Raw genomic sequence first — 23,451 nt, 5'->3', positions numbered from 1 at the left:
GTGACGCCGCAGGTCAAGGCCGTGACGCCCCCCGTGACGGGGGCGTGACGAGGCCGATCTGCCCGTGACGCGTCACGCCCCCGTCACGCCCACCCCCACCGCTCTGACCTGCGACGTCACGGGCCGTCACGCGCCCCGTCACGCCCTAAATGTCACAGAAGACCCCGACTCAAAGGAGACCCCGTCATGACGACCTACGAGCCCACCCGATCCGGCCTCAAGCGCCTCCTCGCCGACCTCCGCGAGGGCGTCACCTACTACACCGCGACCGAGGCCCTCCACCCCGCCGGCGGCACCGAAACCGTCTACCGCGAGTGGCGCTTCGAGAAGCGCCGCATCCTCGGCTGGTGCGCCGCCGGCAGCAGCCGATCCGCCGAGTACGTCCTCAGCAACGAGGGCGGCATCCACACCAACCCCCCGGCCGGCGCCCGCCCCCTCTTCGACCACGGCCACGAGACCCACACGCCCGACCCGCTCCGCGCCGTCCCCGAGATGCGGCAGAAGGCCGGCGCCCCGCGATGACAACCACCACCCGCACCCGGCGCGCGCCCGCCGCCCTCGACCTCGACGCCCGGCTCGCCCTCACCGACGCCGCCATGACCGCCCGCCTCGACCAGGCCGCCGTCGCCTTCGAGGTCAACACCGCCCACCTGCCGGTCACGTCGGTCGCCCTCACCGCACCCGCACCCGCCGCCGGCCCCACCTACGACACCCCCATCGCCGACCTCCTGCAGCGCGCCCACGACCGCATCCAGCGCGACGGCTGGACCACCCGCCAGCAGCGCAACACCCGCGGCGCCCTCTGCACCGTCGGAGCCATCCGCGTCGCCGACCGCAGCGGGCACGCCGACCAGGCGTGCGCCTACCTCCTCGACGTCATCCAGCAGCAACTCCCCGACACCCCCACCGTCCCCGCCTGGAACGACCAGCAGACCAGCGCCGGGCCCATCCTCCGCACCCTCGCCCACGCCGCACGCACCGCATCCACCAACCACCTCTGAAAGGACCCCGTCATGGGCTGGACCATCTCTCACAGCACCCCGCGCATCATCCGCCCCTACGGCGCCATCGACGAACTCGCCCAGCACGTCGCCCACGTACTCCCCGCCCGCGACTGGAAGAAGCTCGCCCCGTGCCTCCAGGCATCCAGCGGCGACCCCATCCACATCCGCCCGCGAGACGCCGCCCGCATGGCGACCGCCCTCCGCACCGCCGCCCAACACCCGCTCATGCCCCGTCAGTGGGTCGACCTCGCCGACCGCCTCGCCACCGCCGCCCACACCGCCGCCACCCGCGGCGAGACCTGGATCTGGAGCTGACCCGATGACCGAACACAACCCGTGGGGAGAGCCCAGCACAAACCCCCGCTGCACCACCGAATGCATCCTCTGCGGAGCCCCCGGCGGGTACCCCTACTGCAACACCGCCTGCGAAACCGCCGACAACCCCTACGACGACGAGGACTGCCCCACCACCTGAACGCCTGACACACTGAGACCGGCCCCGCCGCGCCCCCCGTCGCGGCGGGGCCGCCGCACTGTCAGCCCCAAGGCGTACCGTGGACGAGTCCCAATCCGTGCTGCTGGCTGCACGCGGCTACCGGACCCGCCCCGCCGGAACAGCGCCCGACGGGGCGGGCGCACACTCGGCCACAAGCCCCGCCCGCGGGGCCGCCGCCCGCGCCATCCACCGGTCGGTGCCCACCGACCGGCACGGCCGCAGCGACGGCACCAACCCCAGCACCTCACACAGCCGAGCCAACTCCCGCTCGCACTCCTCCGGCGAATCCGCCTGCACCGAGAACACCGTCGCCATAGCGCGCAGTCTCCCGCATAGGACACACCTATCCCAGCCAAAGCCGTGATCGCTTGACACTATTGGCCGGAAGATGTCACAGTGCGTCCAACGGGACACAACTGTGCCCACAGACCAACAAGCCCCCAGCTCCCGCCGGGGGCTTTTCGCATGCTCGGGGAGGCACCATGCACCCCACCCAGCTCTACCCCGACGACCTCGTCTACGAGCATGAAGCAGTCGCCGCAACCGGCGTCCCCGGACCCGTCATCCGCCAATGGGCCCGCCGCGGCAAAATCCAGCGCTTCACCGGCAACCCCCGCCAGTACGCCGGCCACGGGCACGAGTACAAGACCATGTACGCCCTCCCCGAGATCAAGGAACAGGCCCGCACCTACCGGCCCATGCCGCAGCGCGCGCGGCGCGCCGCCTGAACGTCCTGCCCGCCAGCCCACGCCGCGGCAGGACACCCGCTCCGGTCCCTCACCGAACCGGAGCGGGCCACGGCTCCAAGTAGCAACTTCACCCGGGATACGGCAGGATGGCGCGACCATCCACGCCACACCTGGGGGGCCAGTGTTCGGCAGCAAGAAGACACCCGAAGAGAAAGCAGCAGCAGCCCGCCAGCGGCAGATCACCACAGCCGCAGCAGCAGCCGGGCTCACCGTCATCGGAGGAAAGTTCCGGGCCCCCAACCAGGAACCCGTCCCCATCGAAGGCGCCCGCATCACCATCGAACGCGGCGAAGAAGCAGGCAAGCGCGTCACCGCCACCCGCGTCCTCCTCACAGGGCTCTTCGCGCTGCTCATCAAGAAGGACATGAACCAGCTGTTCATCACCATCGAGAACGGCGACAAGGTCATGCTCTGCCCCGTCCCCGCCACGAAGGAAGGCGCGGCACGTGTCCTCGCCACCATCATCAACGGCGAAGCCACCGGGGTCAGCAAGGGGGACTAGCCCCCGGGGGGAGTAAGTGGGGGAGAGGCCAGGGGGGCAACCCTATGGCCCCAGAGCCAGCGGCACCCCTCCACGGACGTAGACCTCCTCCCAATGGGCACCCTGGGAGGAGGCGGCCATGCCCACAGCCCCGCCCACCCGATGCGGCGCCGCAGGCTGCCACGCATTCGCCACCAAGCGCGGCCGATGCGACGACCACCAGCCCCAGCCGTGGGCCAACCGGCCACGCAAACAGGACCGCTACGGCATGAGCTCCGGCACCATGCGCTCACTGAAGAAGCGCGTCACCGCACGCGACCACAACACCTGCTACATGTGCGGACGCGAGGCAGACGACGACGAAGTCCTCGACCTCGAGCACAAGCGACCCATCAGTCAGGGCGGCTCGCCCGACGACATGGAGAACCTCGGGCTGATCTGCCAGCCCTGCCACGACATCAAGTCGAAGGCCGAAGCGGCAGCAGCGAACAGGCTGCGCCGCCGACGCCCCTGACGGCAGCCAGAACCGGCAGGCCAACAGGGGGTAGGGGAGTCAGAATCGCTGACGTGATCGCCAGGGGGCCCGCCGCGGTCAGTGAGGGACACGCCTGCACAGAATCCGCGATAGGGGGTCTGTGATCATGGGGCGTACTGCTCAGCCTGCCGCGTTGAAGCTGATCAAGGGGCGCGGGGAGGGCAAGGACACCGCGGGCCGGCCGGTCAACCTCGGCCCGGCCTTCAAGCGGTTGCCGCCGAACCCGCCTTCGTGGTTGTCGCGTGAGGCGGCGGCCGAGTGGAAGCGCGTGGTTCCCGGCTTGTCGAGACTGGACTTGCTGAAGCCGGAGGACCGGGCGGCGCTGGCGGCGTACTGCGAGGCGTGGGCGACGTTCGTCACCGCGACGCGGACGGTGCAGGAGGAGGGCCAGGTCATCGAGGCCCGGCAGGGCAAGCTCGCGCACCCGTGTGTAGGGATCGCGCGGGCCGCCGGCCGGGAGATGCGGTCTTGGGCGGCGCACTTCGGGCTGACGCCGTCGACGGAGCAGGCCCTGGCGAGGGGGGCCGACGATGGCGACGAGGACGACAACCCGTTCGGCTGAGCTGCCCGATGCCGACGAGCTGGAGCGTCTCAAGCTCAGCCCGGAGGTCGCCTGGTACCTGCGGGACCGCGGGATTCCGTTGCCGGACTGCCCGCCGCTGATCCAGACGCCGTCGCCGGGTGAGGCGCCGGGCGCGGTGTTCGACCCGGACCGGGTGGACAAGGTCATCAAGGCCTTCAGCTTGCTGCGGCACACGCAGGGGCAGTGGGCGGGTCAGCCGCTTCGGCCCGACCCGTGGCAGGTGGCTTACATTCTGGCGCCGGTGTTCGGCTGGGTGCGCTGGGACGACGACGCGGACGCCTACGTCCGGATCGTGCGCGAGCTGTACGTGGACGTGCCCCGCAAGAACGGCAAGAGCACACTGGCCGGCGGTCTCGCGATCTACATGACCTGCGCGGACGGGGAGAGCGGAGCGCAGTGCATCACGGCGGCGACGACGAAGGAGCAGGCGGGCTTTGTCTTCGAGCCGGTGAAGAAGCTGGCGGAGGCGGCCCCAGCTCTGAAACGGCACGTGAAGCCGCTGAAGGGTGTGATTCTGCATCCGAAGAGCGGCTCGTACTTCAAGCCGATCTCGTCGGTGGCGGGCGCTCAGCACGGCGCGAACATCCACTGCGCGATCATCGACGAGCTGCACGAGCATAAGACGCCCGAGTTGGTGGAGACGATCGAGACGGGCACCGGTTCACGCCGGCAGCCGCTCGTAGTCATCATCACGACCGCGGACTCCGGCAAGCGGGAGTCGGTGTACGACCGGAAGCGGCAACGCGTTGAGAAGCTGGCTCGCCGGGTCTTTGAGGCTTCGTCGGTGTACGGCGTGGTGTGGGCGGCGGATCGGGATGACGATCCGCATGTCGAGGAGACCTGGCGGAAGGCGAACCCCGGGTACGGGGTCTCGCCGACCCGTTCGTACCTGCAGTCGAAGTCGGATGAGGCGAAGCAGTCTCCGGCCGACTTGGCGAAGTTCCTGCGGCTGCACCTGGGCCGCCGGACGAAGCAGGAGACGAAGTTCATCACGCTAGAGTCGTGGCATTGCAACGCGGGGTTGGTGGACGAGTCGAAGTTGGCCGGCCGGGAGGCTTACGGCGGCCTCGACCTAGCAGCCACCTCTGACCTGCTGGCGCTGTGCTGGCTGTTCCCCGACGATGAGCGGGGCGGCTTCGACGCGATCTGGCGCCTGTGGACGCCGGAGGACAACGTCGATGCGCTTGACCAGCGGACCGCGGGTGCGGCGTCGGTGTGGGTGCGCGAGGGCCTGTTGGTGGCGACACCAGGAAACGTCGCGGACTACGACTACATCCAGCTACAGGTCGAGCGGGACTTGGATGCCTTCGATGTCCGGTCGATCGGCTTCGACCCGTGGTCGGCGGTGCCCCTGACGAACAAGCTGGCAGAGTCCGAGGCTCCGATGGTGAAGGTCCGCCAAGGCTTCGTGACGATGTCCCCGCCGCTGAAGGAGCTGCAGCGGCTGCTGCTGAAGGGCACGCCGGAGCGTCCAATGTTCCGGCACGGCGGCAATCCGGCGGTGACGTGGATGGTCGACAACCTCGCGGTGGCGATGGACCCCGCAGGCAACGTAAAGCCGGACAAAGCCCGCAGCGCGGAGAAGATTGACGCTGTCTCGGCGGCCGTGACCGCCTTGTCTGAGGCGATGACGCGAGAGCAGCCCGTGAAGAGTGCTTACGAGGACGGCGGCCTGGAGGTCGTGTGAGGGGGTGGCCGTCGTGTGGGGCTGGTTTCCGTGGCGTCGTACCGCGCTGCGCCGGCGCGTGGTGGTGAACTTGGCGGACAAGGCGTTCGCGGGGGTGCTGTGGGCCAAGCGGGGCCCGTTGCTGGTCCTGCGGGACGTCACGCTGATGCAGCACGGCGCCGCGGACACCCCGATGGATGGCGAGGTCATCGTCGAGCGGTCACGGGTGGAGTTCATCCAGGCAACGGGAGGCTGACGTGGCGTTCGTCGTCTCCCAGGGGCAGCTGTCTGCGGTGTCGGTGGCGCCGCTGGCCGCTCCTGCCTCCTACGTCCAGCTCGCGGACGGGATCTATCACGAGTACGCGCACTTGTACCGTTGCCAGCCGCAGATCCGCACCGTCGTCAGCTTCCTGGCCCGGAACATCGCCCAGCTCGGCCTGCACGCGTTTCGGCGGGTGTCGGACACGGACCGGGAGCGCCTTACGGATCACCCGCTGCCGCGGATCCTGGCGGCGCCAGGAGCCCAGCTGACCCGCTACCGGCTGATCGAGCGCCTCGTCTCCGACATCGCGATCTACGACGTGGCGTTCTGGGTGAAGGTCAAGGCCGACGGCGGCGGGGTGATCGGGGTGATCCCGATCCCGCCGTCGCGGATGACGATCGAGGGCGACAACTGGCTCCAGCCGGAGATGTTCAAGGTCCACGGCGCCAAGGGGGACCTGAAACTCACCCCGGACCAGGTGGTGCACTTCCACGGCTACGACCCGGTGGATCTGCGACATGGCTCGTCGCCGATCGACGCACTGCGGTCGCTGCTGGCGGAGGAGTTCGAGGCGAACCGGGCCCGCGAGCAGATGTGGCGGAACGGCGGCCGGCTGTCCGGGGTCCTGAAGCGCCCGGCGGACGCCCCGAAGTGGGACCCGACGGCCCGGAACCGGTTCAAGGAGGGCTGGCGCTCGTACACGCAGGTCGGCGGGACGCCGATCCTCGAGGACGGCATGGAGTACGAGCAGCTGGCGATCGATCCGGCGAAGGCCCAGTACATCGAGGCCCGGAAGCTCACCCGGGAGGAGGTCGCGGCGGCCTACCACATCCCGCTGCCCATGGTCGGGATCCTCGACAACGCGACGTTCTCCAACATTCGAGAGCAGCATCAGCAGCTCTATCAGGACACGCTCGGCCCATGGCTGCAGATGATCCAGGAGGAGATCGGGCTGCAGCTGATCCCCGACCTGCCGGACTCGGGAGGCGTGTACGTCGAGTTCAACCTGCAGGAGAAGCTCCGCGGCTCCTTCGAGGAGCAGGCACAGCAGCTGCAGACCGCGGTCGGAGCGCCGTGGCTGACGCGGAACGAGGCTCGGGCACGGATGAACCTGCCGCAGATCGACGGCGGCAACGACCTCATCACCCCGATGAACGTTCTGGTCGGCGGCATGGCGTCGCCCACGGACACGGCGCCGCAGCCGGGGGAGGCGACACTCCCAAAAGGGCCGGGCCGCCTGGTGCTGATGAAGGCGGCCGGAGCGAGGCCGGACGACTTGGGCGACTTCGACGAGGAGCTTGAGGCGTTCACGACTGCGCTGGAGCGGTGGACGGCCCGGCAGTCGGCGCGTCTGCTGTCCCGGGCGGGCGCGAAGACGGACGGTGTACCGGATCTGCTGGCCTGGTGGGACGAGGGCGCCGAGGACCGGCTGGCGGAGCTACAGGCCTTGCTGGCCGGGCATGGCTATCGCATCGCCCAGTTGGCCGCGTGGGGTGTGCTGGAGGCGTTCAACCCGGAGGCTGCAGGCTGGGATCCGGAGGTCATGCTGCCTTGGCTGCTGGCGGCGGCGGAGACGCACGCGGCTCAGCACGAGCAGGCCGGCCGGGATGCGGTCGCGGAGGTGCAGGCGGACCCGGGCGACGACTGGCGGGCCGGGTTGGAGCATGCAGCCGGGCTGTGGGCGGTCGCGGCGACGGTGCGGGCCGCGACCGCGGCGACGGAGGCGCGCGGTTTCGGCTCGCACGACGCGGCTGGCGCATCCGGGGTGAAGCGGAAGATCTGGCGCACGGGCGGGACGAACCCGCGGCCGTCGCACCGGGCCCAGGACGGCGAGGCCGTGAGCCTCGACGACGTGTTCAGCAACGGCCTGCGGTGGCCCGGCGACGGCAAGGGCGAGGCCAAGGAAACCGCGAACTGCAAATGCCGTCTCGACTACGCAACGGAGTGACGATGCGAATCAAGAGCTGCCCCGTGCGCATCAAGGCGGCGGGCGAGCACGAGGGGACCGACGAGGGAACGTTCGAGGCGATCGTCGCGGCGTACAACCTGGACAGCGTCGGCGACAAGATCACGCCGGGAGCGTTCGCGGACACCCTGGCCGAGTGGAAGGGCCGCGGCGACCCGATCCCGGTGCTGTGGTCCCACATGTCGCAGGACCCCGACTACCACATCGGCGAGGTCCTGGAGGCGGAGGAGCGCCCGGAGGGGCTGTGGGTGAAGGCCCGCATCGACACCGAACCGGGCTCGAAGGCCGCTCAGGTGTACAAGCTGCTCAAAGGCCGCCGGGTCACGCAGTTCAGCTTCGCCTACGACGTCGAGGAGGGCGCGTGGGTCGATCAGAAGGACGGCGAGGGCTACTACGAGCTGCGCAAGCTCAGGCTCTACGAGGTCGGCCCTACGCTGATCGGCGCGAACCAGGCGACGGAGCTGCTGGACGTCAAGAGCAGCGACGGCGCCACCATGCGCATCGCGGTCGAAGGCGCCTCCGCCGCGCAGGCCGACGAACTCCGCCAGGCCCTGACGGGGGCGATGGCGGCTAAGGCTGGCAGGACCCTGTCGGCGAAGAACGAGGAGCGTGTGAAGGAGATCGCGCGCCTCGCGAAGGAGCTGCTGGACTCCCTGTCTTCCAGCACGGACGACGAAGAGAAGGCCACGCCGAACCCGCCCGAGACGCCCTCGCCGCAGCCTGCGGCCAAGGAAGCTCCGGCCGGCCCGAGCCCCGCCTCGCTCCGTCTGCTCGCTGACCTCAACGCTCTGGGCGTCGAGGTCTCTACGCTCACGGACTGAGGAGAGTCATGGACAAGATCGAGGAGCTGAAGGAACAGCTCAAGCACCACCTGCTGCAGGCTCAGGCCCTTGCGAAGAAGGCCGAGGACGAGGACCGCGACTTCACCGACAGCGAGCGCGGCCAGGTCACCGAGCACATGGCCAAGGCCAAGGAGGCCAAGGAGGGCCTGGAGAAGGCCAAGGCGTCCGCGACGATGCGGCAGGCCCTCGCGGACCTGGGCGAGGGCGTGGAGCTGGACGAGAAGGGCGGCGAGCGCCGCACCCCGTCCGGACTGATCGTCCCCGACGCCAAGGGCAGCCTCGGCGAGTCGTTCGTGAAGTCGGAGGCGTACCGGGGGCTGCTGGCGACCGCCCCGCGGGGCGGGTTCGGCGCGAAGTCGCGGGTGCAGTCGATGCCCGCCAGCTACAAGTCCCTGGTGACGGGCGCCTCCGACACGTCCGGCGGGGCGTTCGTCACCAACGACATGCGGGGCCTGCAGGTCGGACTGGACCTGTTCCAGCGCCCGCTGCGGCTGCGCGATGTGGTGGCGAACGGCACGACCGGCTCGGACACCATCGAGTACGTGCGCGTCACCTCGACGACGAACAACGCAGCCCCGGTGGCGGAGGCCACCTCGTCGGCGGGGCCGACGGCGAACACCACGACCGGCGCGCTGGAGACGGTGGCGGGCGGCGGCTACAAGCCGGAGTCCGGGCTGGCCGTCGCGAAGGTCACGACCCCGGTGCGGACGATCGCGCACTGGATCCCGATCACCAAGCGGGCGCTGTCGGACGCGGCGCAGATCCGCACGCTCATCGACTCCTTCCTGCGCTACGGCCTGGAGGAGGAGCTCGAGGACCAGATGATCTCCGGTGACGGCACCGGGGAGAACTTCGAGGGCCTGGCCAACGTCTCCGGCATCCAGACGCAGGCCTGGGACGCGACCGGCACGGGTGAGGACATGCAGCGCCTGCGCACTCTGCGCAAGGCCAAAACGAAGGTCTACACGGTGGGTCGCAGCGTGCCGAACGCCTACCTGCTGCACCCGTCCGACGTCGAGTCGATCGACCTGTCCGTGAACGGCAACGCCGACTTCTACTTCGGCGGGCCGGGCGCGGCCGGCACGGCGACGGCCCTGTGGGGTCTGCCGGTCATCCAGACCGAGGCCGTCCCCGCCGGCACGGGCTATGTGGGCGACTTCCGCAAGGCGATGCTGTGGGACCGCGAGCAGGCGTCCATCACCGTCACCGACTCCCACGCGGACTTCTTCGTTCGGAACCTGGTGGCGATCCTCGCCGAGATGCGTGCGGCGTTCGGCGTCATCCAGCCGTCTGCGTTCGTCGAGATCGATCTGACCTCGGCGTGACCCTGATCAACTCACGGAGCGTGCGGGGGCGGTGCCCGGTGTGCGGCGGCGAGCACGTCGCATGCGGCCCGCCCTCGCGGTCCGTGCCCTTCGACCAGCGAATGGAGGTGGCCGCCGTGGGCGAGCCGCTGCAGGAGTACGAGGTCACGCTGCCGGGCGGCAGGAAGACCACGATGAAGCTGAACGCGTCCGATGCGGAGCGGTACGGCGTCCTCGAGGGGGCCTCCGGCGACCGGCAGGAGTCGGCCGGCGAGGCGTCTGCCGAGGACACCTCGGCGAAGTCCCGCACGACGAGCCGCAACAAGGCCCGCACCGCATCCGACAAGGGCGATGCCTGAGCCTCTGGCCGACCCGGAAGAGCTGGCCGCATCACTGGGCGTCCCCGCTACGGACCCGAAGCTGCTGTGGGCGCTGAACGCTGCGTCCCGCCGCTTCCGCGGGGCGGTCCGCCACCCGGTGTCCCTGGTGGCTGGCGACACGGTCACGCTGGACGGCAACGGCCAGCGGTCGGTGCTGCTGCCAGCAGCCCCGGTCACGGCGGTCGGCTCGATCGCCCTCGACGGCGCGGTGCTGACCGTCGGATCCGATGTCGACTGGTCGACGGACGGTTACCTGCGGCGCCTGGGCGGCTGCTGGCCGGACCGGCTGCGCTGCATCGACGTCGTCTACACGCACGGCTACGACCCGATCCCAGAGGACATCGCCGAGGTCGTCATCGACCAGGCGAGGGCCCTCTACCGGATCGATCCGGGAGTGCAGACCCGGACGGTCGGCGGCCAGTCCGTGACGTTCGGCGTGCAGGCGGCGATCGGCGTGACCGCACAGTGGGCGGCTGCGGTCGAGCGGTACCAGCTCAACCGAGGTGACCGGCCATGATGTTCAACCAGACCGCGGTGCGGGTGCGAGCCGGCACGAAGGTCGACCGGGGCGGGAACACGATCCCGGACTGGTCGAGTGCGGATCGGCTCACCGTATCGAGCCTGAACATCCAGCCGGCCAGTCAGTCCGAGACGGTGGGGGAGGAGCGGACCGTCTCCACCACCGGCTACCGGGTGCAGTCCGCTGAAGGCACTGCGCCGGACATTCGGGCGGCAGACCGCATCGAGTGGCGCGGCCAGCTGTTCGACGTGGACGGCGAGGTCGCGGTCTGGCCGGAGCTGTTCACCGATGCCGTCCACCACATCGAGTTCGTGATGGACCGAGCTACGGGATAGGGGGCGGCATGCTGACCGACTTCCGGCTCGACTCGGCGGGTGTGCGCGAGATCCTGCGCGGCGACGAGGTGCGGACCCTGGTCGACGGGCTCGCCGAGGACGTCGCCGCGAACGTGCGCTCGCTAGTCCCTGCTGGTACCACCATCGAGGTACGCGGCTACACCACGGACCGCGGCGCCGCGACGGTGGTGGTGGCGGACGTGCAGGCCATGGCCTGGCAGGCGAGGGACGGCATCCTCACCCGGGCTGCAGCCTCCGCCGGCCTCGAAGTGCGGGCGTGGCAGCGGTGAAGCCCCTCGTCGTGTTCGGTGATGTGCAGGCGGCTGGGGCGGCCGTGCTACGCACCGCTCTGCAGGGCCGCTCCGAGCAGTACGCGCTCGGGGCGGTGGTCGGTACGCGCGTGCCAGGTGACCGGTCCCCAGAGACACCAGCACTGCCCTACGTCCTCGTTCGCAAGGACGGTGACCTGCCCCATCCGTCGATGGCGAACGCCCGGTGCACGCTGAGGGTCACCATCTGGCACGAGGACGCCGACCAGGCGCACGACCTGGCGATGCTGTGCCAGGGCCTGCTGCTGGTCCACTCCGGGCCCGTCATCCGCGGAGTGCGCCCCGGCGCCGGGCCGCTGCCTGCGATCGACAGCGACTCCGGCGTCGACTTGTCGACGTTCACGGTGCTCGCCAACGTCAAGCCGCAGCCTCTGCCCGCCTGACGTCCCCCGCTGAACCGCGACGCCCCCCCTACACCCGAGACGAGGAGGACGCCGTGGCCGGCGACCCGCTGAAGGCAAACCTGTGGACGGACGCGGACGTCTACATCTCCACCAACCTCTCCGCGACCCTGCCCGCTGACGCGAACACGCCGTTCGGCGTCGACTGGGACCTGGTCGGCCTCCTCGACGGCGACGAGGGATTCCCCGAGTCCCGCGACGAGGACACCGATGACAAGTACGCGTGGGGCGGCCTGCTGGTACGCACCTCACGCAACCACTTCAAGCTCACGAAGTCGTTCACGGCGCTCGAGGACAACGAGACCACCTACAGCCTGCTGTGGCCCGGATCGTCCGCCACACAGATCGTCGTCCCGCGGCCGGCGAAGGTGATGGTCGCCTTCGAGACCCGCGAGGGCGACAAGGTGCGCCGCCTCATCACCGCGAACTACGCGGAGGTCACCCTCGACGGCGATCACGGCGAGAACGAGACGGACCTGGAGTCCATGACGTTCAGCGCCACCATCTTCCCGACCGGCGCCGGCGTCCTCTTCAACCGGCAGGCCACCCCGATCCTCGCCTCCCTCACCGTCGCCCCTGCGACGCTGACCGTCGCCGACGGAGCCATCGGCGCGCTGACCGCGACCGCCACCTACGACGACGCGTCGACCGCGGACGTCACGGGGACCGCTTCCTGGGTGTCCTCCGACCCGGCCACGGCGACCGTCTCGGCGGGCTTCGTCACCGGCGTTGCCGCGGGTTCGGCCACCGTGACCGCCACCTACCTGGGTCAGTCCGACACCAGCGACGTGACCGTCACCGCCTGAGCCGCCGGGGCGCGGGAGTTCTGTCGCGGTTCGGCCGCGCCCCGGTGTCATCCATCCCGAACCGCGAGGAGCCGCGACGTGCACGTGAAGTTCAGCGACGACGACCTCTGCCGCAAGGCCGTCCATCTCGGCCTCATCAAGGACGGAGAGGATCTGCCCCGACACCTCCGCAGTCGCGCGGCAGCAGCCCTTGTACAGGAGACGAACAGCGGCACCACCGGCAAGGAGCACGCCAGGCCGCAGCTGGCACGAGAGATCACCGTCCAGCCGGGCGGGGCCGTCCTCGTGGATGGTGAGCCGTTCCCCTGGCTGATCGCCAAGCAGCCCATGGAGATCAACCTCAACCCCGACGGCGTCAGCACCGTCCGCATGACACTGCTGGCCGACCGCATCCAGGTACTCAAGCCCGAACCGCGAACCGAGAGCGAGTAGCCATGACCAGCCGAACCGCGACCAAGCCGACCGACAACGAGCCCTTCGACTTCAACCTCGACGCTGTCAAGGCCGAGGTCGACCTCTCCCCCTTCCGCGTCCACTTCGGCGGTCAGCGCTGGACCTTCACCCACATGGAGGCCCTCGACGTCTGGGACCTCGCCGAGTCGATCGAGCGAGGCGACATCCAGTTCATCATCAAGGTCCTCGAGGAGGCCCTCGGCGAGCAGTGGGAGGGCTTCCGCAAGCTCGGCCTGCCCCGCTACAAGATGAAGGCCCTGTTCGAGGCGTACCAGCAGCACTGCGGGCTGGAGCCGGGGGAATCCGGCGCCTCCGGGAGCTGATCCGGAGGCACGGCAGGGCGCTCGAGGCCGACCTCAGGCGCGAGTACGGCGTCAGGCTGCGGCACCTCTTCACCGGGGAGCTGACCTGGCGGGAACTAGTCAGCCTGGTCGCGGGCCTGTCGCCGCAGGCCGCGGTGCGCACGGCGATACGGGGCGGCACACCGGAGCCGAGCGGCGAGGAGATCCTCCTGGCTGATGTCTTCGACGCGGTCGCCACCGCCGACTGGCACTTCGTGACGGCCAACAGCGACGAGAAGAAGCCCAAGCCGAAACCCCCGAAGCGCTATCCGCGCTGGTGGGAGCAGGCAGACCAGCAAGCCCGTAAGAAGGCGCCGTCCCCAGAGCGGGTTGCCCGCATTGAGGACGCACGACGACGACAGCACGAGCGGCGCGAGGCCATCCGGCGCGGCGCCATCGCCTAGCACCAGGAGGTGGCCCGTGCCGAACGTCGGCTACGCAACGATCCAGATCATCCCATCAGTACGGGGCATCTCCGACGAGCTGCGGCGCCAGCTCGTCGGGCCGTCGGCTGACGCTGCCGAGGCTGCCGGACAGGAGTCGGGGAGCCGTTTCAGCGACCGGTGGAAGGCCGGCCTGGCGGCAGCCGGTGCCGCGGCGGGCGCCGTGCTCGTCGCGGCCACGGTTTCGGCGGTGGAGAAGGAGAAGATCAGCGATCGGCTGTCTGCCCAGCTGGGCTTGTCCGGCAAGGGCGCCAAGGATGCTGGCAAGGTCGCTGGCACCCTGTACTCGAAGGCAGTGGTGGACAGCTTCGAGGATGGCGCCGCCGCGGTTCGCGCGGTCATGGGATCGGGCCTGATCCCGGAGAAGGCCACGACGAAGGCCATCGAGTCGATCACCGCGAAGGTCGCCGACCTCGCCGGCACCTTCGATCAGGACCTGACGGGCACCGCGAACGCCGCGTCGCAGATGATCCGCACGGGCCTGGCCAAGGACGGCGCGCAGGCGCTGGACCTCCTGACCCGGGGCTTTCAGTCATCGGCTGACAAGGCCGGTGACCTCGTCGACACGATGAACGAGTACGGCACGCAGTTCCGCAAGGCGGGCCTGGACGGCGCCACATCGATCGGGTTGCTCAACCAGGCGATCCGCGCCGGCGCCCGTGACGCTGACGTCGCCGCAGACGCCATCAAGGAGTTCTCCCTCCGAGCGATCGACGGTTCGGAGTCGACCTCGGACGGATTCAAGGCACTCGGCCTGAACGCCGACGACATGGCCAAGAAGTTCGCCCAGGGCGGCACCGCGGCCAACGGTGTCCTTGACCTCACGCTGCAGAAGCTGCGAGGCATCAAGGATCCCGTCAAGCAGAGCCAGACCGCCGTGGCCCTGTTCGGAACCCAGGCAGAGGACCTCGGCGCGGCGTTGCTGGCCATGGATCCCTCCACGGCCGCCGCCAACCTCGGCAAGGTGGCGGGCGCAGCGAAACAGGTCGGGGACACGATCCGAGGCAACACCAGTACCCAACTGGCGGTCCTGCAGCGGCAGATCAGCGGGGCCTTCGGCGTGGTCATCACCAGCGTGGTCCTGCCCGCCCTGAACAGCTTCATCGCCGGGGTGAGGCGTATCGACGACGTTGTCAGCGCAGTCGTTGGCTGGTTCCGCGAGTGGGGGATCTGGCTTGCTCCCCTGGGCATCCTCATCGCCGGCATCACGCTGACCATGACGGCCCAGGCCATAGCGGTCGGCGCGGTCACGGCTGTGTTCAGTGTGTACAGGGCGGCCATCCTGGCGTGGGCCGCTGTCCAGCGCGGCGCCATCGCCGTGCAGGCCGCATTCAACGCGGTCCTCTCAGCGAACCCCATCGGACTCGTCGTCACCGCGCTGCTCGCCCTCGGTACCGCCGTGTACATCGCCTGGCAGCGCAGCGAGACGTTCCGGAACGTGGTCATGGCCGCTTGGGAAGGCATCCAGGTGGCTGCTTCATACGCCTGGAACAGCATCCTCAAGCCCGCCTTCGCCGGCTTCATGACCGGGTTGCGTGCTATCGGGGACGCGGCGATGTGGTTGTGGACGAATGCGATACAGCCCGCCTTCGGATTCATCTCCACTGCCGCCCGGATTCTGGCAACCATTATCACCATCGTTGTTGGCGGGCCGATCTATCTGGCTTTCCTGCTCATCGCGACGACCGCTACATGGCTGTGGCAGTCCGTCCTTTCGCCAGTGTTCTCCGCGATCGGCACGGCTGCCATGTGGCTGTGGACCAATGCTCTGAAGCCCGCATTCGATTCCGCCATGGCCATCTTCAGGGCGGTCGGGGCTGTCGCCATGTGGCTGTGGACCAACGTCATCACACCGGCCTTCAACGGTCTCGTGACCATCTTCCGCGGCGCTGGCGCAGTCGTCCTATGGCTTTGGAACAACGCCGTCAAGCCGGGATTCGAGAACATCGCCGCCAAGGCAAAGTGGCTGTGGTCCAACGCCATCAAGCCCGCGTTTGACGGTATCGTCGCTGGCATCCGCGGCGTCTCAACGGTGCTCAACTGGCTGTGGACCAACGTGGTATCCCCAGTGTTCGTCTGGATCGGAGACAAAGCGAAGTGGCTGTGGGAGAAGGCCCTCAAGCCGGCCTTCGACTTCGCCATGGACGGGGTGAAGAAGGTCGGCGAGTCCTTCGAGGACGCGAAGGACTTCATCGGCCGGGCCTGGTCCAAGCTGGAGGAGATCGCCCGTAAGCCGGTGAAGTTCCTGATCGAGACGGTCTACAACAAGGGCATCGTCCCCGTCTGGAACAAGGTGGCGAGCGCTTTCGGCGCACCCGAGCTGCGGGAGATGCGCATCCCCAAGGGCTTCGCCACAGGCGGAGTCCTGCCGGGCTACACGCCGGGACGGGACGTGCACCTGGCGGCCCTCTCTGGTGGTGAGGCCGTGATGCGGCCGGAGTGGACGCGCGCGGTCGGCCCCGGCTACGTCCACGCGATGAACGCAGCCGCACGCCGCGGCGGCGTGGGCGGCGTGCAGCGCGCCCTGCATCTGCCGGCCTTCGCGGACGGAGGCATCTTCGACTGGATCGGCAAGAAGGTCGCCGGAGCCGGCAGCGCGGCGTGGGACGGCGTCAAGGCGGGCGCTTCCTGGTTGGCGGACACCATCGAGGCGTCTGCCCGTGCGGGGCTGAACGCGGTGGTGGACCCGCTGCTGCGGCTGCTGCCGACGACCGGGTTCGGCGGGGTTATCCGCCGCATCCCAGGCAAGATCCTCGACAGCATCTTCGGCTTCAGCAAGCGCGCCGACGAGAAGGGCGGCAGTGGGCTGGGCGACATCGGCGGGGTAATCCCGACCGGTCGACGGCACGCCATCATCTCGCAGGCTCTCGCCGCGGCGGGGGTGCCGCCGCCGGGCACCATGGCGCAGTGGCTCGCCGGCATGAACACCCTGATCACCCGTGAGTCGGGGTGGAACCCGCGGGCCACCAACCGGTGGGACATCAACGCCAAGAACGGCGTCCCGTCGCAGGGCTTGGCGCAGACGATCCCGCCCACGTGGGCAGCGCACGTGCCGGCGTCGCTCAGGTCGCGCGGCATCCTCGACCCGGTTGGCAACGTGGCGGCTGCCATCCGCTACATCGTGGCCCGGTACGGGAACATCACGCGGGTGCAGCAGGCGAACGCCAACTTGCCGCCGAAGGGCTACGACCAGGGCGGATGGCTCATGCCTGGCGTGACAGCAGCGGTGAACGCGACAGGCCGGCCGGAAGCCGTCCTCACCGCACGGCAGTGGCAGGTAGCGCAAGCCGCGCTCACCCGCCCTGCGGGCAGCCTCCAGCCGGGGGACTCGCTGCTGCTGGTGGTCGACGGGCAGGAGTTCCGCGCCTATGTCGACGACCGGGCCGACGGCCGCGTGGTTGCCGGCATGCAGTCCCTCCGCTCCGCTCTCAGCACTCCGCGAAGGAGGTGACCTGTGGCGATCCCCGGCAACATGCTGTCGCTGGCGACGGAGATGATCGATCCGGCGATCAGCAACTGGACGGCCCTGACGAACTGCACGCTCTCCAAGGGCACGGGCGGCCGGAACGGCGACGGGACGCTGCGGCTCACGAGCAGCGCGGCGGGGGAGATGCAGGCCCGCACGGCTGCTCCGTACCAGATCACGTCTGGCACGGAGTATCAGGCGTTCTGCGACGCCAGCGGTGCGACGGTGCCGGAGCGGATCGGGCTGCGCTGGCTGAATGCGTCGTGGGCGACGATATCGACGTCGTGGTCGGTGGTCACGTCGTCGGCTTCCTCGTCGTGGCACCGCATCAGCGTCGCGGACGTCGCCCCGTCTGGGGCGGCGTTCGTGCACGTGGTGGTGTCGGCGATGACCCCGGCCTCGGCCGGGGTGGTCAGCAACTTCGAGAACTTCTTTCTCGGCCTGCCGATCAGGACGGTCGGTAACCTGCTGACGTTCGACGCCGAGTCGCTCGAGCGGGACCTGAGCGGCTGGACCGTGGAGTCGAACGGGACGCTGGCCCGGCAGGTGCCGATGCTGCAGTGGTCGGTCGACTTCTACCTGGGCGGCGGGCACATGGCTGCCCTGACGGTCACGGCCGCCGGCAACGCGTCGATCCGCACGACGGAGAAGCCGAGCGCCTCGCCGGGCGTGGAGTACGTGGCCTACGCGTACCTCAACCCCCCGACGAGCGGGTCGACGACGTGGGTGGAGCTCCGGTTCTACGACGCGTCGGATGTGCAGCTGCAGGCGACACGGGCGAACCTGGCGGCGCCGGGCACCGGCTACTACCGGCAGAGGGTCTCCGATGTGGCGCCTGCTGGGACGGCGTATGCGGTCCTCGCCGCGGGCATCACCGGCGCGTCCGCGGGCCAGGTGGTGCGGGTGGACGGGGCGGTCATCGCCGCAGCCACCCCGCTGCGCGAAGGCTCCGTCGTCCCCTACTCGCAGGCGTCGTTCGAGCGGGACACCGGCGCATGGACGGTGGTGTCGGGCGTGGCAACCCTGGCCCGGCTCACCCCGTGGGGCACGGACGGGCTCGAGGGCTCCTACGCGCTGGCGATCTCCTCGGCGACCGCCACGACCAGCGTCATCCGCTCCCAGAGATTCCCACTCGGCGACGGAGCACCCGGCAAGACCTTCACCGGCGAGTACGGGATGAGGGTCACGGCGGGAGGGTGGACGCTGACGCGGACGATTCGCTGGTACGACGCCGCTGACACGGAGATCGGCACCATCTCGACACCCGCCTCGGCCGTGCCGACCCCTGACTGGTGGTACCTGACCGTCGTCGGCTCGGCACCCGCGGGGGCAACGCAGGCGGCGATTGAGTGGACCCTGGCTGCGACCTCGGCGTCGTCCGTGCTGCGCGTCGACCGGGTCGCTCTGTTCGAGTCGCTGCCCATCGTGGAGATCAGCGCCGACGACGGCGGTGCCTTCGTCACGGTGACGCTGCGGGAGCTGACCGCCGGGCACACGATCACCGTGTGGCGGGTGGGCCCAGACGGGTCCCGCACCCTCGTCCGCGGCGCCGGCGGCCTCATCGACGGCACGACCCTCACGTCGGACGTCCTGGTCATCGAGGACTACGAGGCGCCGCTCGGCGTGCCGGTCTACTACTACGCCGAGGCCCTCAACGGCTCCGGCGTGTTGTCAGCGTCGCGCCAGTCCGGCACGGTCACTCTGGATCCGGGGGATCCGCAGTACGCGTGGCTGAAGGACCCCGGAAACCCTCAGCGCAACGCGCGGGTCATGGTGGCGCGGGGCCCGGACTGGCAGCGGCCGATCCAGCAGGTCGAGCACCGCGTCCGCGGGCGCCGCAACAGCATCGTCCTGTCGGATACGCGCGGTGGGCTGGAGGGCGACCTCGTCATCTACACCGCCACGGACGATGAGCGTGAGGCTCTGCACTGGCTCCTCGACTCCGGGAACGTCCTGCTGTGGCAGGCGGCGCCGGGTCATGGCGTGAGCGACATGTACGTCGCGGTCGGGCAGATCACCGAGGCCCGCGGCGGCGGGGTGGCGACGGACCCGTGGCGGACGTGGACGCTGCCGCTGCGGCAGGTGGACATGCCCACCACGATCGGGGTGGCCGGCTCGGCGTCCCGCACCTGGCAGGACATCCTCACCGAGCATGCCACCTGGGCTGACGTCCTCGCCTCCTACGCCACGTGGGAGGACGTCCTGTTCAACCGGAGGCTGTAGATGTATCCGGTCTCCCCGCGGTTCCTGCAGGCCATCCTCCAGAGCCACACCCCTGTCACCGAGGTCAAACTCTTCCGGACGGACGGGGGAGTGGAGACGCTCGAGCACATCGGCGGCAGCGTCAGCGTGGACCGGGGCAGCACCGTGCACCGCACCTGCACTGTCCAGGTCGCCGACACCAGCCTGATCCCGCGCACCCCCACCGACAGGCTCGCGATCTACGGAGCCAGGCTGCACATCAGCCGCGGCGTCGACTACGGCAACGGCGACCGCGAGCTGGTCCCGCTCGGTGTGTTCCGCGTGGATGAGGTGTCCGGTGATGTCGACGCAGGGCCTGTGACGATCAGCGGCAAGTCGCTCGAGTGCGCGGTTGCCGACGATCGGTTCACCGCCCCGTACCGGGCGACCGGCACCGCGGTCAGCGCGGTGACGACGCTGCTCCGACGGTCCATCCCCGACGCCGTCCTCGACTCGTCGGCTGTGGCGGATGCTCCGATCGGGCCCCGCACGTGGGATGTCGAGGGAGACCCGTGGACAGCGGTCGCGGAGGTCGCGTCCGCGGTCGGCGCCGAGGTGTACGCCACCCCGGACGGCCAGTTCGCCATGGCCCCGCTGCCGGACCTGGCGACGGCACTGCCGGTGTGGACGATCTCAGCGGGGGAGGGCGGCGCCTACATCCAGGCCAGCCGCGGCATGTCCGTCGACGGCGTCCGCAACGGATGGCTGATCAGGGGGGAGAACACGGAGACGAACGTTGCGCCGGTCAGCGCCCTCGTCGTCGACACCGACCCGACATCACCCACCTACTGGTCTGGCCCATTCGGCCACCGGCCGGGCTTCTACTCCTCACCGACGATCACCACGCTCGCCGCGGCCACGCTCGCCGGGCAGCTCAAGCTCCGGGCCGGCATCGCACCCAACGCCTCCGCAGACCTCACTGCGCTCGCCAACCCGGCCCTGGAGACCGGTGACGTGCTGCGCGTCGTCTACCCGGACGGCACCGCCGAGCTGCACCAGGTCGCGTCGTTCTCCATCGACCTCGACCTCGGCGGCGCGTTCACCCTCCAGACGATCGCCGCGAAGGAGGGCACATGACGTCGCTCGCCCGGCAACTCGCCGACGCGGTCCGCGGGCAGGCCGTCCATGCCGGGACGGCGGAGCCGGCAATCCGCGGGGCGAACTGGCGCCTCGCCACGGTGGCGAGCGTCAGCACGGACGGCACCATCACCACCACCGACGGAATTGTCGCCCGCCGCACCGCCGACTACCTCGGCGCCGCCGCGGGACAGGTCGTCCGCGTCGGCGAGTCCAGCACCGGCAACTGGATCAGCGACGGGCCCCTCGGCACAGGCTCGGGCGCTTGGACGGGCATTCCACTCACCAGCGGCTGGACCGCGACGGCCGGCTACTACACGCCCGCCTACCAGCTCCTCGGCGACGGCACCGCCAGCCTCAGCGGCATGGCGTCCATGTCCGGCTCCCTCGCCGCCGGCACGACCGTCGCCACCCTGCCCGCCGAGGCCCGGCCCGCATCCCGCGTGAGGGCGACGGTGCAGGTCGCTGCCGCTGCCGGGGTCGGCTACTACGGCGTCATGACCATCCAGCCTGACGGAACGATCATCCTCGGGGACTTCGATGCCGCCCTGCCCGGCACCGGCAGCAAGTACGCCCAGTTCGACGTGTTCGGCCGCTACCGGCTGACCTGACAGAGGGGAGGCCGCGTGGCCACCACCGACTCATACGGCCAGGGCGTCAGCATCTCGTCCCTCACCGACAAGCCCGACGCCGAGACGCTGGCCAAGAACATCGCCAACGGCATCGCCAGCCGGTCCGTGCTGCGCTTCGCGTCCGCCGCCGCCCGCACAGCGGCCCTCGCCGGCGAGGGCGCCCCCGTCGAGGGCATGCTCTCCTACCTCGCCGACACCAACCTCATCTACACCTACACAGGCTCCACCTGGCGGCTCGTCGCGCCGCTCCTGCAGTACGGCAGCGTCAACGTGAGCTTCACCAACAAAGACCAGCACCTCGGGAACTTGGTGACCTTCCCGATCCCTTACTCCACCAACCCGATCGTTGGAGTGGAGATCCACTCAACCGCCGGTGCAGCGTCCCGATGGACATCGAAGCCTGGTGACGTCACCCTGACGACGTTCCGGCCGTTCCTGCAGTCCGGGCAGGACGGCGCCCTCGCCACCTGGGACAACATCCAACTCTTCTGGTGGGCCATCGGCACCTGACCTGCCCCGTCTACGACGCCCCGAGCCGCCTGGCCGGGGCTTTTCTCATGCTCTGGAGCACTCTTGTCTGACCCCGTACCCCTGGCCACCGGCCGCGCGCTGTTCTTCTACACCCCGCACCAGGACGACGAGTCCCTGTGGGCCGGGCAGATCCTCGCCCACCATGCCCTCGTCGGCCGCGAGGTCCACATCGTGCTCGGCTCGGACGGGTCCACCAGCACGATCCGGCACGCCCTCAACGGCATCGAGTCGAACGGCTGGTGGGGCGGCAGCCACTACCCGCAGCGGGAGGGCATACCGGCTCCGCTGGACTACACCGCGTTCGCCGAGGCCCGCGACCGGGAACTCCTCCAGGCCGCCGTCCAGCTCGGCGTGCCGCGCGAACGGGTCCACCTACGCGTCGGGCAGCGGTCCTCCACCATCACCGTCGCCGACGCCGAGCGGCTCATCCTCCAGCACGAGGCGCTCCACCCCGGAGCCGGCCACTACACGACGCACTGGACCGACCCGGACCCCACCCACGCCGCGCTCGGCACCGCACTGCGGAACCTGAAGCTGGCCGGGCGGGTCACCGACGCCCGCTGGGTCGTGCGCCGCTCCCAGATCGGCACCGTCGCTGGCGCCGTCCAGTACGACGCGGGCACCTACGCGGCGACCGCCCGCCAGATGGCCAAGGCCGCCTGCCGCTGCTACGGCGCCTGGCACCCGCCCGAGTCCTACGCCATCGGCCGCCACTCGGTGCCGGCCGACCTCGACTGGGCCGAGTCCGGCGCCGCCAACGTCATCGTCAAGAACCCCTGATCGGAGGCGGCCGTGGCCTGGTACCCCGGAGCCCAGCGCATGGAGCTCCAACCGGAGTCGGACGCACAGCCAACAATCCGGCCTACGCAGTTCATCGTCCACTCGATCGTCGCCCCCTGGTCGCCGCGCCGCACCTACGAGTACTGGCGCGACTCGACGAACCTCGAGTCGCACTTCGGGCTCGGGTACGACGGCGACCTGGCCCAGTACATCGGCACCGAGACCCGCGCCGACGCCAACGCGGCAGCAAACCGGCGGCCGGACGGCACCGGCGCCGTGTCCATCGAGACCGCGTCCAACACTGCCGCGAGCGACCCGTGGACCGCACAGCAGGTCGAGCAGCTGATCCGGCTCGGCGTGTGGCTCCACCAGCAGCACAAGCTCCCGCTGCGGATCTGCCGCACCCACGACGACCCCGGCTACGGCTACCACCGACTCCACTCCCAGTGGGCTGTCTCGGGCACCGCATGCCCTGGCGATGCCCGCGTCCGCCAGTTCCGCGAGGTCGTCTTCCCCGGCATCGTCGCCCGGGCCACCGGCCAGACCAGCACAGCCCCCAAGGAGGACGACATGGCCGCAGTCGACGTCTGGGCCTACAAGAACACCAAGATCGAGACGCGGGACGCCTACGAGATCCTGCGCAGCACCAACCGCACCGTCGAGGCCCTCCGCCAGCAGGTCACCGCGCAGACCGCAGCCATCCAGGCCATCGCCGCACAGCTCGGCGACGACGTCGACACCGACACCGTCGTCGCCGCCGTCCAGCAGGCCATCCGAGACGCCGTCATCCGCGTCGACGTCGACATCACCGGCACCCAGGAAGCGTGA

At 69.9% G+C, this 23,451-nt stretch carries 29 protein-coding genes; all 29 read left to right on the top strand.

The annotated features are described in order from the left end of the window. The first annotated feature begins 186 nt into the window (after positions 1–186). Entirely contained in the window at positions 187–522 is a 336-nt protein-coding gene (locus CP974_RS05985; protein ID WP_031129174.1) for a hypothetical protein, read from the top strand. Continuing rightward, positions 519–1,001 carry a DUF6197 family protein gene (locus CP974_RS05980; RefSeq protein ID WP_031129173.1) on the top strand — a complete coding sequence of 161 codons (483 nt, stop codon included), beginning with the start codon at positions 519–521 and terminating at the stop codon, positions 999–1,001. Before CP974_RS05985 ends, CP974_RS05980 begins: the two co-directional genes overlap by 4 nt. Positions 1,002–1,013: 12 nt before the next feature. After that, complete coding sequence (locus tag CP974_RS29475; RefSeq protein WP_031129172.1) at positions 1,014–1,319, top strand: DUF7739 domain-containing protein; 306 nt, start codon at positions 1,014–1,016, stop codon at positions 1,317–1,319. A 4-nt stretch (positions 1,320–1,323) separates the two neighbouring features. Next, positions 1,324–1,479, top strand: a complete 156-nt coding sequence (locus tag CP974_RS29470; RefSeq protein WP_158100753.1) for a hypothetical protein — start codon at positions 1,324–1,326, stop codon at positions 1,477–1,479. Positions 1,480–1,982: 503 nt separating this feature from the next. Then, a complete protein-coding gene (locus CP974_RS05970) occupies positions 1,983–2,228 on the top strand; it encodes a hypothetical protein (RefSeq protein WP_031129169.1) in 246 nt (81 codons plus the stop codon). A 142-nt stretch (positions 2,229–2,370) separates the two neighbouring features. After that, complete coding sequence (locus CP974_RS05965; RefSeq protein ID WP_031129168.1) at positions 2,371–2,751, top strand: hypothetical protein; 381 nt, start codon at positions 2,371–2,373, stop codon at positions 2,749–2,751. Between the two features lie 118 nt (positions 2,752–2,869). After that, positions 2,870–3,244: an HNH endonuclease gene (locus tag CP974_RS05960; RefSeq protein WP_031129167.1), complete on the top strand. Its 375-nt coding sequence runs from the start codon at positions 2,870–2,872 to the stop codon at positions 3,242–3,244. 154 nt (positions 3,245–3,398) lie between these two features. Continuing rightward, positions 3,399–3,827: a phage terminase small subunit P27 family gene (locus tag CP974_RS05955; RefSeq protein ID WP_223844636.1), complete on the top strand. Its 429-nt coding sequence runs from the start codon at positions 3,399–3,401 to the stop codon at positions 3,825–3,827. Next, the gene (locus CP974_RS05950; RefSeq protein ID WP_031129165.1) at positions 3,796–5,535 is read left to right on the top strand and encodes a terminase large subunit; all 1,740 of its coding nucleotides are present in this window, start codon (positions 3,796–3,798) and stop codon (positions 5,533–5,535) included. The genes CP974_RS05955 and CP974_RS05950 overlap by 32 nt, the downstream gene beginning before the upstream one ends. Before the next feature lie 58 nt (positions 5,536–5,593). Continuing rightward, positions 5,594–5,770: a hypothetical protein gene (locus CP974_RS05945; RefSeq protein WP_223844635.1), complete on the top strand. Its 177-nt coding sequence runs from the start codon at positions 5,594–5,596 to the stop codon at positions 5,768–5,770. Position 5,771: 1 nt separating this feature from the next. Beyond that, positions 5,772–7,724 (top strand): phage portal protein, encoded by a 1,953-nt coding sequence (locus CP974_RS05940; protein WP_223844634.1) that lies wholly within the window; start codon positions 5,772–5,774, stop codon positions 7,722–7,724. A gap of 2 nt (positions 7,725–7,726) precedes the next feature. Then, positions 7,727–8,563 carry an HK97 family phage prohead protease gene (locus CP974_RS05935; protein ID WP_031129161.1) on the top strand — a complete coding sequence of 279 codons (837 nt, stop codon included), beginning with the start codon at positions 7,727–7,729 and terminating at the stop codon, positions 8,561–8,563. 8 nt (positions 8,564–8,571) lie between these two features. After that, positions 8,572–9,909 (top strand): phage major capsid protein, encoded by a 1,338-nt coding sequence (locus CP974_RS05930; protein ID WP_031129160.1) that lies wholly within the window; start codon positions 8,572–8,574, stop codon positions 9,907–9,909. Positions 9,910–10,025: 116 nt separating this feature from the next. Further along, positions 10,026–10,247 carry a hypothetical protein gene (locus tag CP974_RS05925; RefSeq protein ID WP_140160858.1) on the top strand — a complete coding sequence of 74 codons (222 nt, stop codon included), beginning with the start codon at positions 10,026–10,028 and terminating at the stop codon, positions 10,245–10,247. Next, entirely contained in the window at positions 10,240–10,785 is a 546-nt protein-coding gene (locus CP974_RS05920) for a head-tail connector protein (protein ID WP_031129158.1), read from the top strand. The genes CP974_RS05925 and CP974_RS05920 overlap by 8 nt, the downstream gene beginning before the upstream one ends. Further along, entirely contained in the window at positions 10,782–11,123 is a 342-nt protein-coding gene (locus CP974_RS05915; RefSeq protein ID WP_031129157.1) for a head-tail adaptor protein, read from the top strand. The genes CP974_RS05920 and CP974_RS05915 overlap by 4 nt, the downstream gene beginning before the upstream one ends. A gap of 8 nt (positions 11,124–11,131) precedes the next feature. After that, a complete protein-coding gene (locus CP974_RS05910) occupies positions 11,132–11,413 on the top strand; it encodes a hypothetical protein (RefSeq protein WP_031129156.1) in 282 nt (93 codons plus the stop codon). Between the two features lie 44 nt (positions 11,414–11,457). Next, complete coding sequence (locus CP974_RS05905) at positions 11,458–11,835, top strand: hypothetical protein (RefSeq protein WP_223844633.1); 378 nt, start codon at positions 11,458–11,460, stop codon at positions 11,833–11,835. 53 nt (positions 11,836–11,888) lie between these two features. Beyond that, entirely contained in the window at positions 11,889–12,659 is a 771-nt protein-coding gene (locus CP974_RS05900) for an Ig-like domain-containing protein (protein ID WP_031129154.1), read from the top strand. A gap of 78 nt (positions 12,660–12,737) precedes the next feature. After that, on the top strand, positions 12,738–13,091 hold the full coding sequence (locus CP974_RS05895; protein ID WP_031129153.1) for a hypothetical protein: 354 nt from the start codon (positions 12,738–12,740) through the stop codon (positions 13,089–13,091). Positions 13,092–13,093: 2 nt separating this feature from the next. Further along, complete coding sequence (locus CP974_RS05890; RefSeq protein WP_031129152.1) at positions 13,094–13,435, top strand: hypothetical protein; 342 nt, start codon at positions 13,094–13,096, stop codon at positions 13,433–13,435. Between the two features lie 134 nt (positions 13,436–13,569). Then, on the top strand, positions 13,570–13,857 hold the full coding sequence (locus tag CP974_RS05885) for a hypothetical protein (RefSeq protein WP_051839012.1): 288 nt from the start codon (positions 13,570–13,572) through the stop codon (positions 13,855–13,857). A 16-nt stretch (positions 13,858–13,873) separates the two neighbouring features. Then, positions 13,874–17,347, top strand: coding sequence for a phage tail tape measure protein (locus tag CP974_RS05880; RefSeq protein WP_051839010.1), 3,474 nt, complete (start codon positions 13,874–13,876; stop codon positions 17,345–17,347). 3 nt (positions 17,348–17,350) lie between these two features. Further along, entirely contained in the window at positions 17,351–19,585 is a 2,235-nt protein-coding gene (locus CP974_RS05875; RefSeq protein ID WP_031129149.1) for a hypothetical protein, read from the top strand. Continuing rightward, entirely contained in the window at positions 19,586–20,680 is a 1,095-nt protein-coding gene (locus CP974_RS05870; RefSeq protein WP_031129148.1) for a DUF5047 domain-containing protein, read from the top strand. It begins immediately after the preceding gene. Then, entirely contained in the window at positions 20,677–21,291 is a 615-nt protein-coding gene (locus CP974_RS05865; protein WP_031129147.1) for a hypothetical protein, read from the top strand. Before CP974_RS05870 ends, CP974_RS05865 begins: the two co-directional genes overlap by 4 nt. A gap of 15 nt (positions 21,292–21,306) precedes the next feature. Beyond that, positions 21,307–21,822, top strand: a complete 516-nt coding sequence (locus CP974_RS05860; protein ID WP_031129146.1) for a hypothetical protein — start codon at positions 21,307–21,309, stop codon at positions 21,820–21,822. A 63-nt stretch (positions 21,823–21,885) separates the two neighbouring features. Beyond that, complete coding sequence (locus tag CP974_RS05855; RefSeq protein WP_031129145.1) at positions 21,886–22,623, top strand: PIG-L family deacetylase; 738 nt, start codon at positions 21,886–21,888, stop codon at positions 22,621–22,623. A 39-nt stretch (positions 22,624–22,662) separates the two neighbouring features. Continuing rightward, positions 22,663–23,451 (top strand): peptidoglycan recognition protein family protein, encoded by a 789-nt coding sequence (locus CP974_RS05850; protein WP_223844632.1) that lies wholly within the window; start codon positions 22,663–22,665, stop codon positions 23,449–23,451.

Source organism: Streptomyces fradiae ATCC 10745 = DSM 40063, from assembly GCF_008704425.1.
In the GTDB taxonomy this organism is placed as follows: Bacteria; Actinomycetota; Actinomycetes; order Streptomycetales; family Streptomycetaceae; genus Streptomyces; species Streptomyces fradiae.
The sequence above is the reverse complement of the archived record's forward strand: the minus strand, read 5'-3'. Positions and strand labels throughout refer to the sequence as shown.

Coding starts and splice junctions, on each gene's coding strand:
- CP974_RS05910 (WP_031129156.1), top strand. CDS start 11,132: ATGCTGACCGACTTCCGGCTCGACTCGGCGGGTGTGCGCGAGATCCTG.
- CP974_RS05950 (WP_031129165.1), top strand. CDS start 3,796: ATGGCGACGAGGACGACAACCCGTTCGGCTGAGCTGCCCGATGCCGAC.
- CP974_RS05970 (WP_031129169.1), top strand. CDS start 1,983: ATGCACCCCACCCAGCTCTACCCCGACGACCTCGTCTACGAGCATGAA.
- CP974_RS05920 (WP_031129158.1), top strand. CDS start 10,240: ATGCCTGAGCCTCTGGCCGACCCGGAAGAGCTGGCCGCATCACTGGGC.
- CP974_RS05960 (WP_031129167.1), top strand. CDS start 2,870: ATGCCCACAGCCCCGCCCACCCGATGCGGCGCCGCAGGCTGCCACGCA.
- CP974_RS05870 (WP_031129148.1), top strand. CDS start 19,586: ATGTATCCGGTCTCCCCGCGGTTCCTGCAGGCCATCCTCCAGAGCCAC.
- CP974_RS05850 (WP_223844632.1), top strand. CDS start 22,663: ATGGAGCTCCAACCGGAGTCGGACGCACAGCCAACAATCCGGCCTACG.
- CP974_RS05865 (WP_031129147.1), top strand. CDS start 20,677: ATGACGTCGCTCGCCCGGCAACTCGCCGACGCGGTCCGCGGGCAGGCC.
- CP974_RS05980 (WP_031129173.1), top strand. CDS start 519: ATGACAACCACCACCCGCACCCGGCGCGCGCCCGCCGCCCTCGACCTC.
- CP974_RS29475 (WP_031129172.1), top strand. CDS start 1,014: ATGGGCTGGACCATCTCTCACAGCACCCCGCGCATCATCCGCCCCTAC.
- CP974_RS05930 (WP_031129160.1), top strand. CDS start 8,572: ATGGACAAGATCGAGGAGCTGAAGGAACAGCTCAAGCACCACCTGCTG.
- CP974_RS29470 (WP_158100753.1), top strand. CDS start 1,324: ATGACCGAACACAACCCGTGGGGAGAGCCCAGCACAAACCCCCGCTGC.
- CP974_RS05935 (WP_031129161.1), top strand. CDS start 7,727: ATGCGAATCAAGAGCTGCCCCGTGCGCATCAAGGCGGCGGGCGAGCAC.
- CP974_RS05985 (WP_031129174.1), top strand. CDS start 187: ATGACGACCTACGAGCCCACCCGATCCGGCCTCAAGCGCCTCCTCGCC.
- CP974_RS05890 (WP_031129152.1), top strand. CDS start 13,094: ATGACCAGCCGAACCGCGACCAAGCCGACCGACAACGAGCCCTTCGAC.
- CP974_RS05915 (WP_031129157.1), top strand. CDS start 10,782: ATGATGTTCAACCAGACCGCGGTGCGGGTGCGAGCCGGCACGAAGGTC.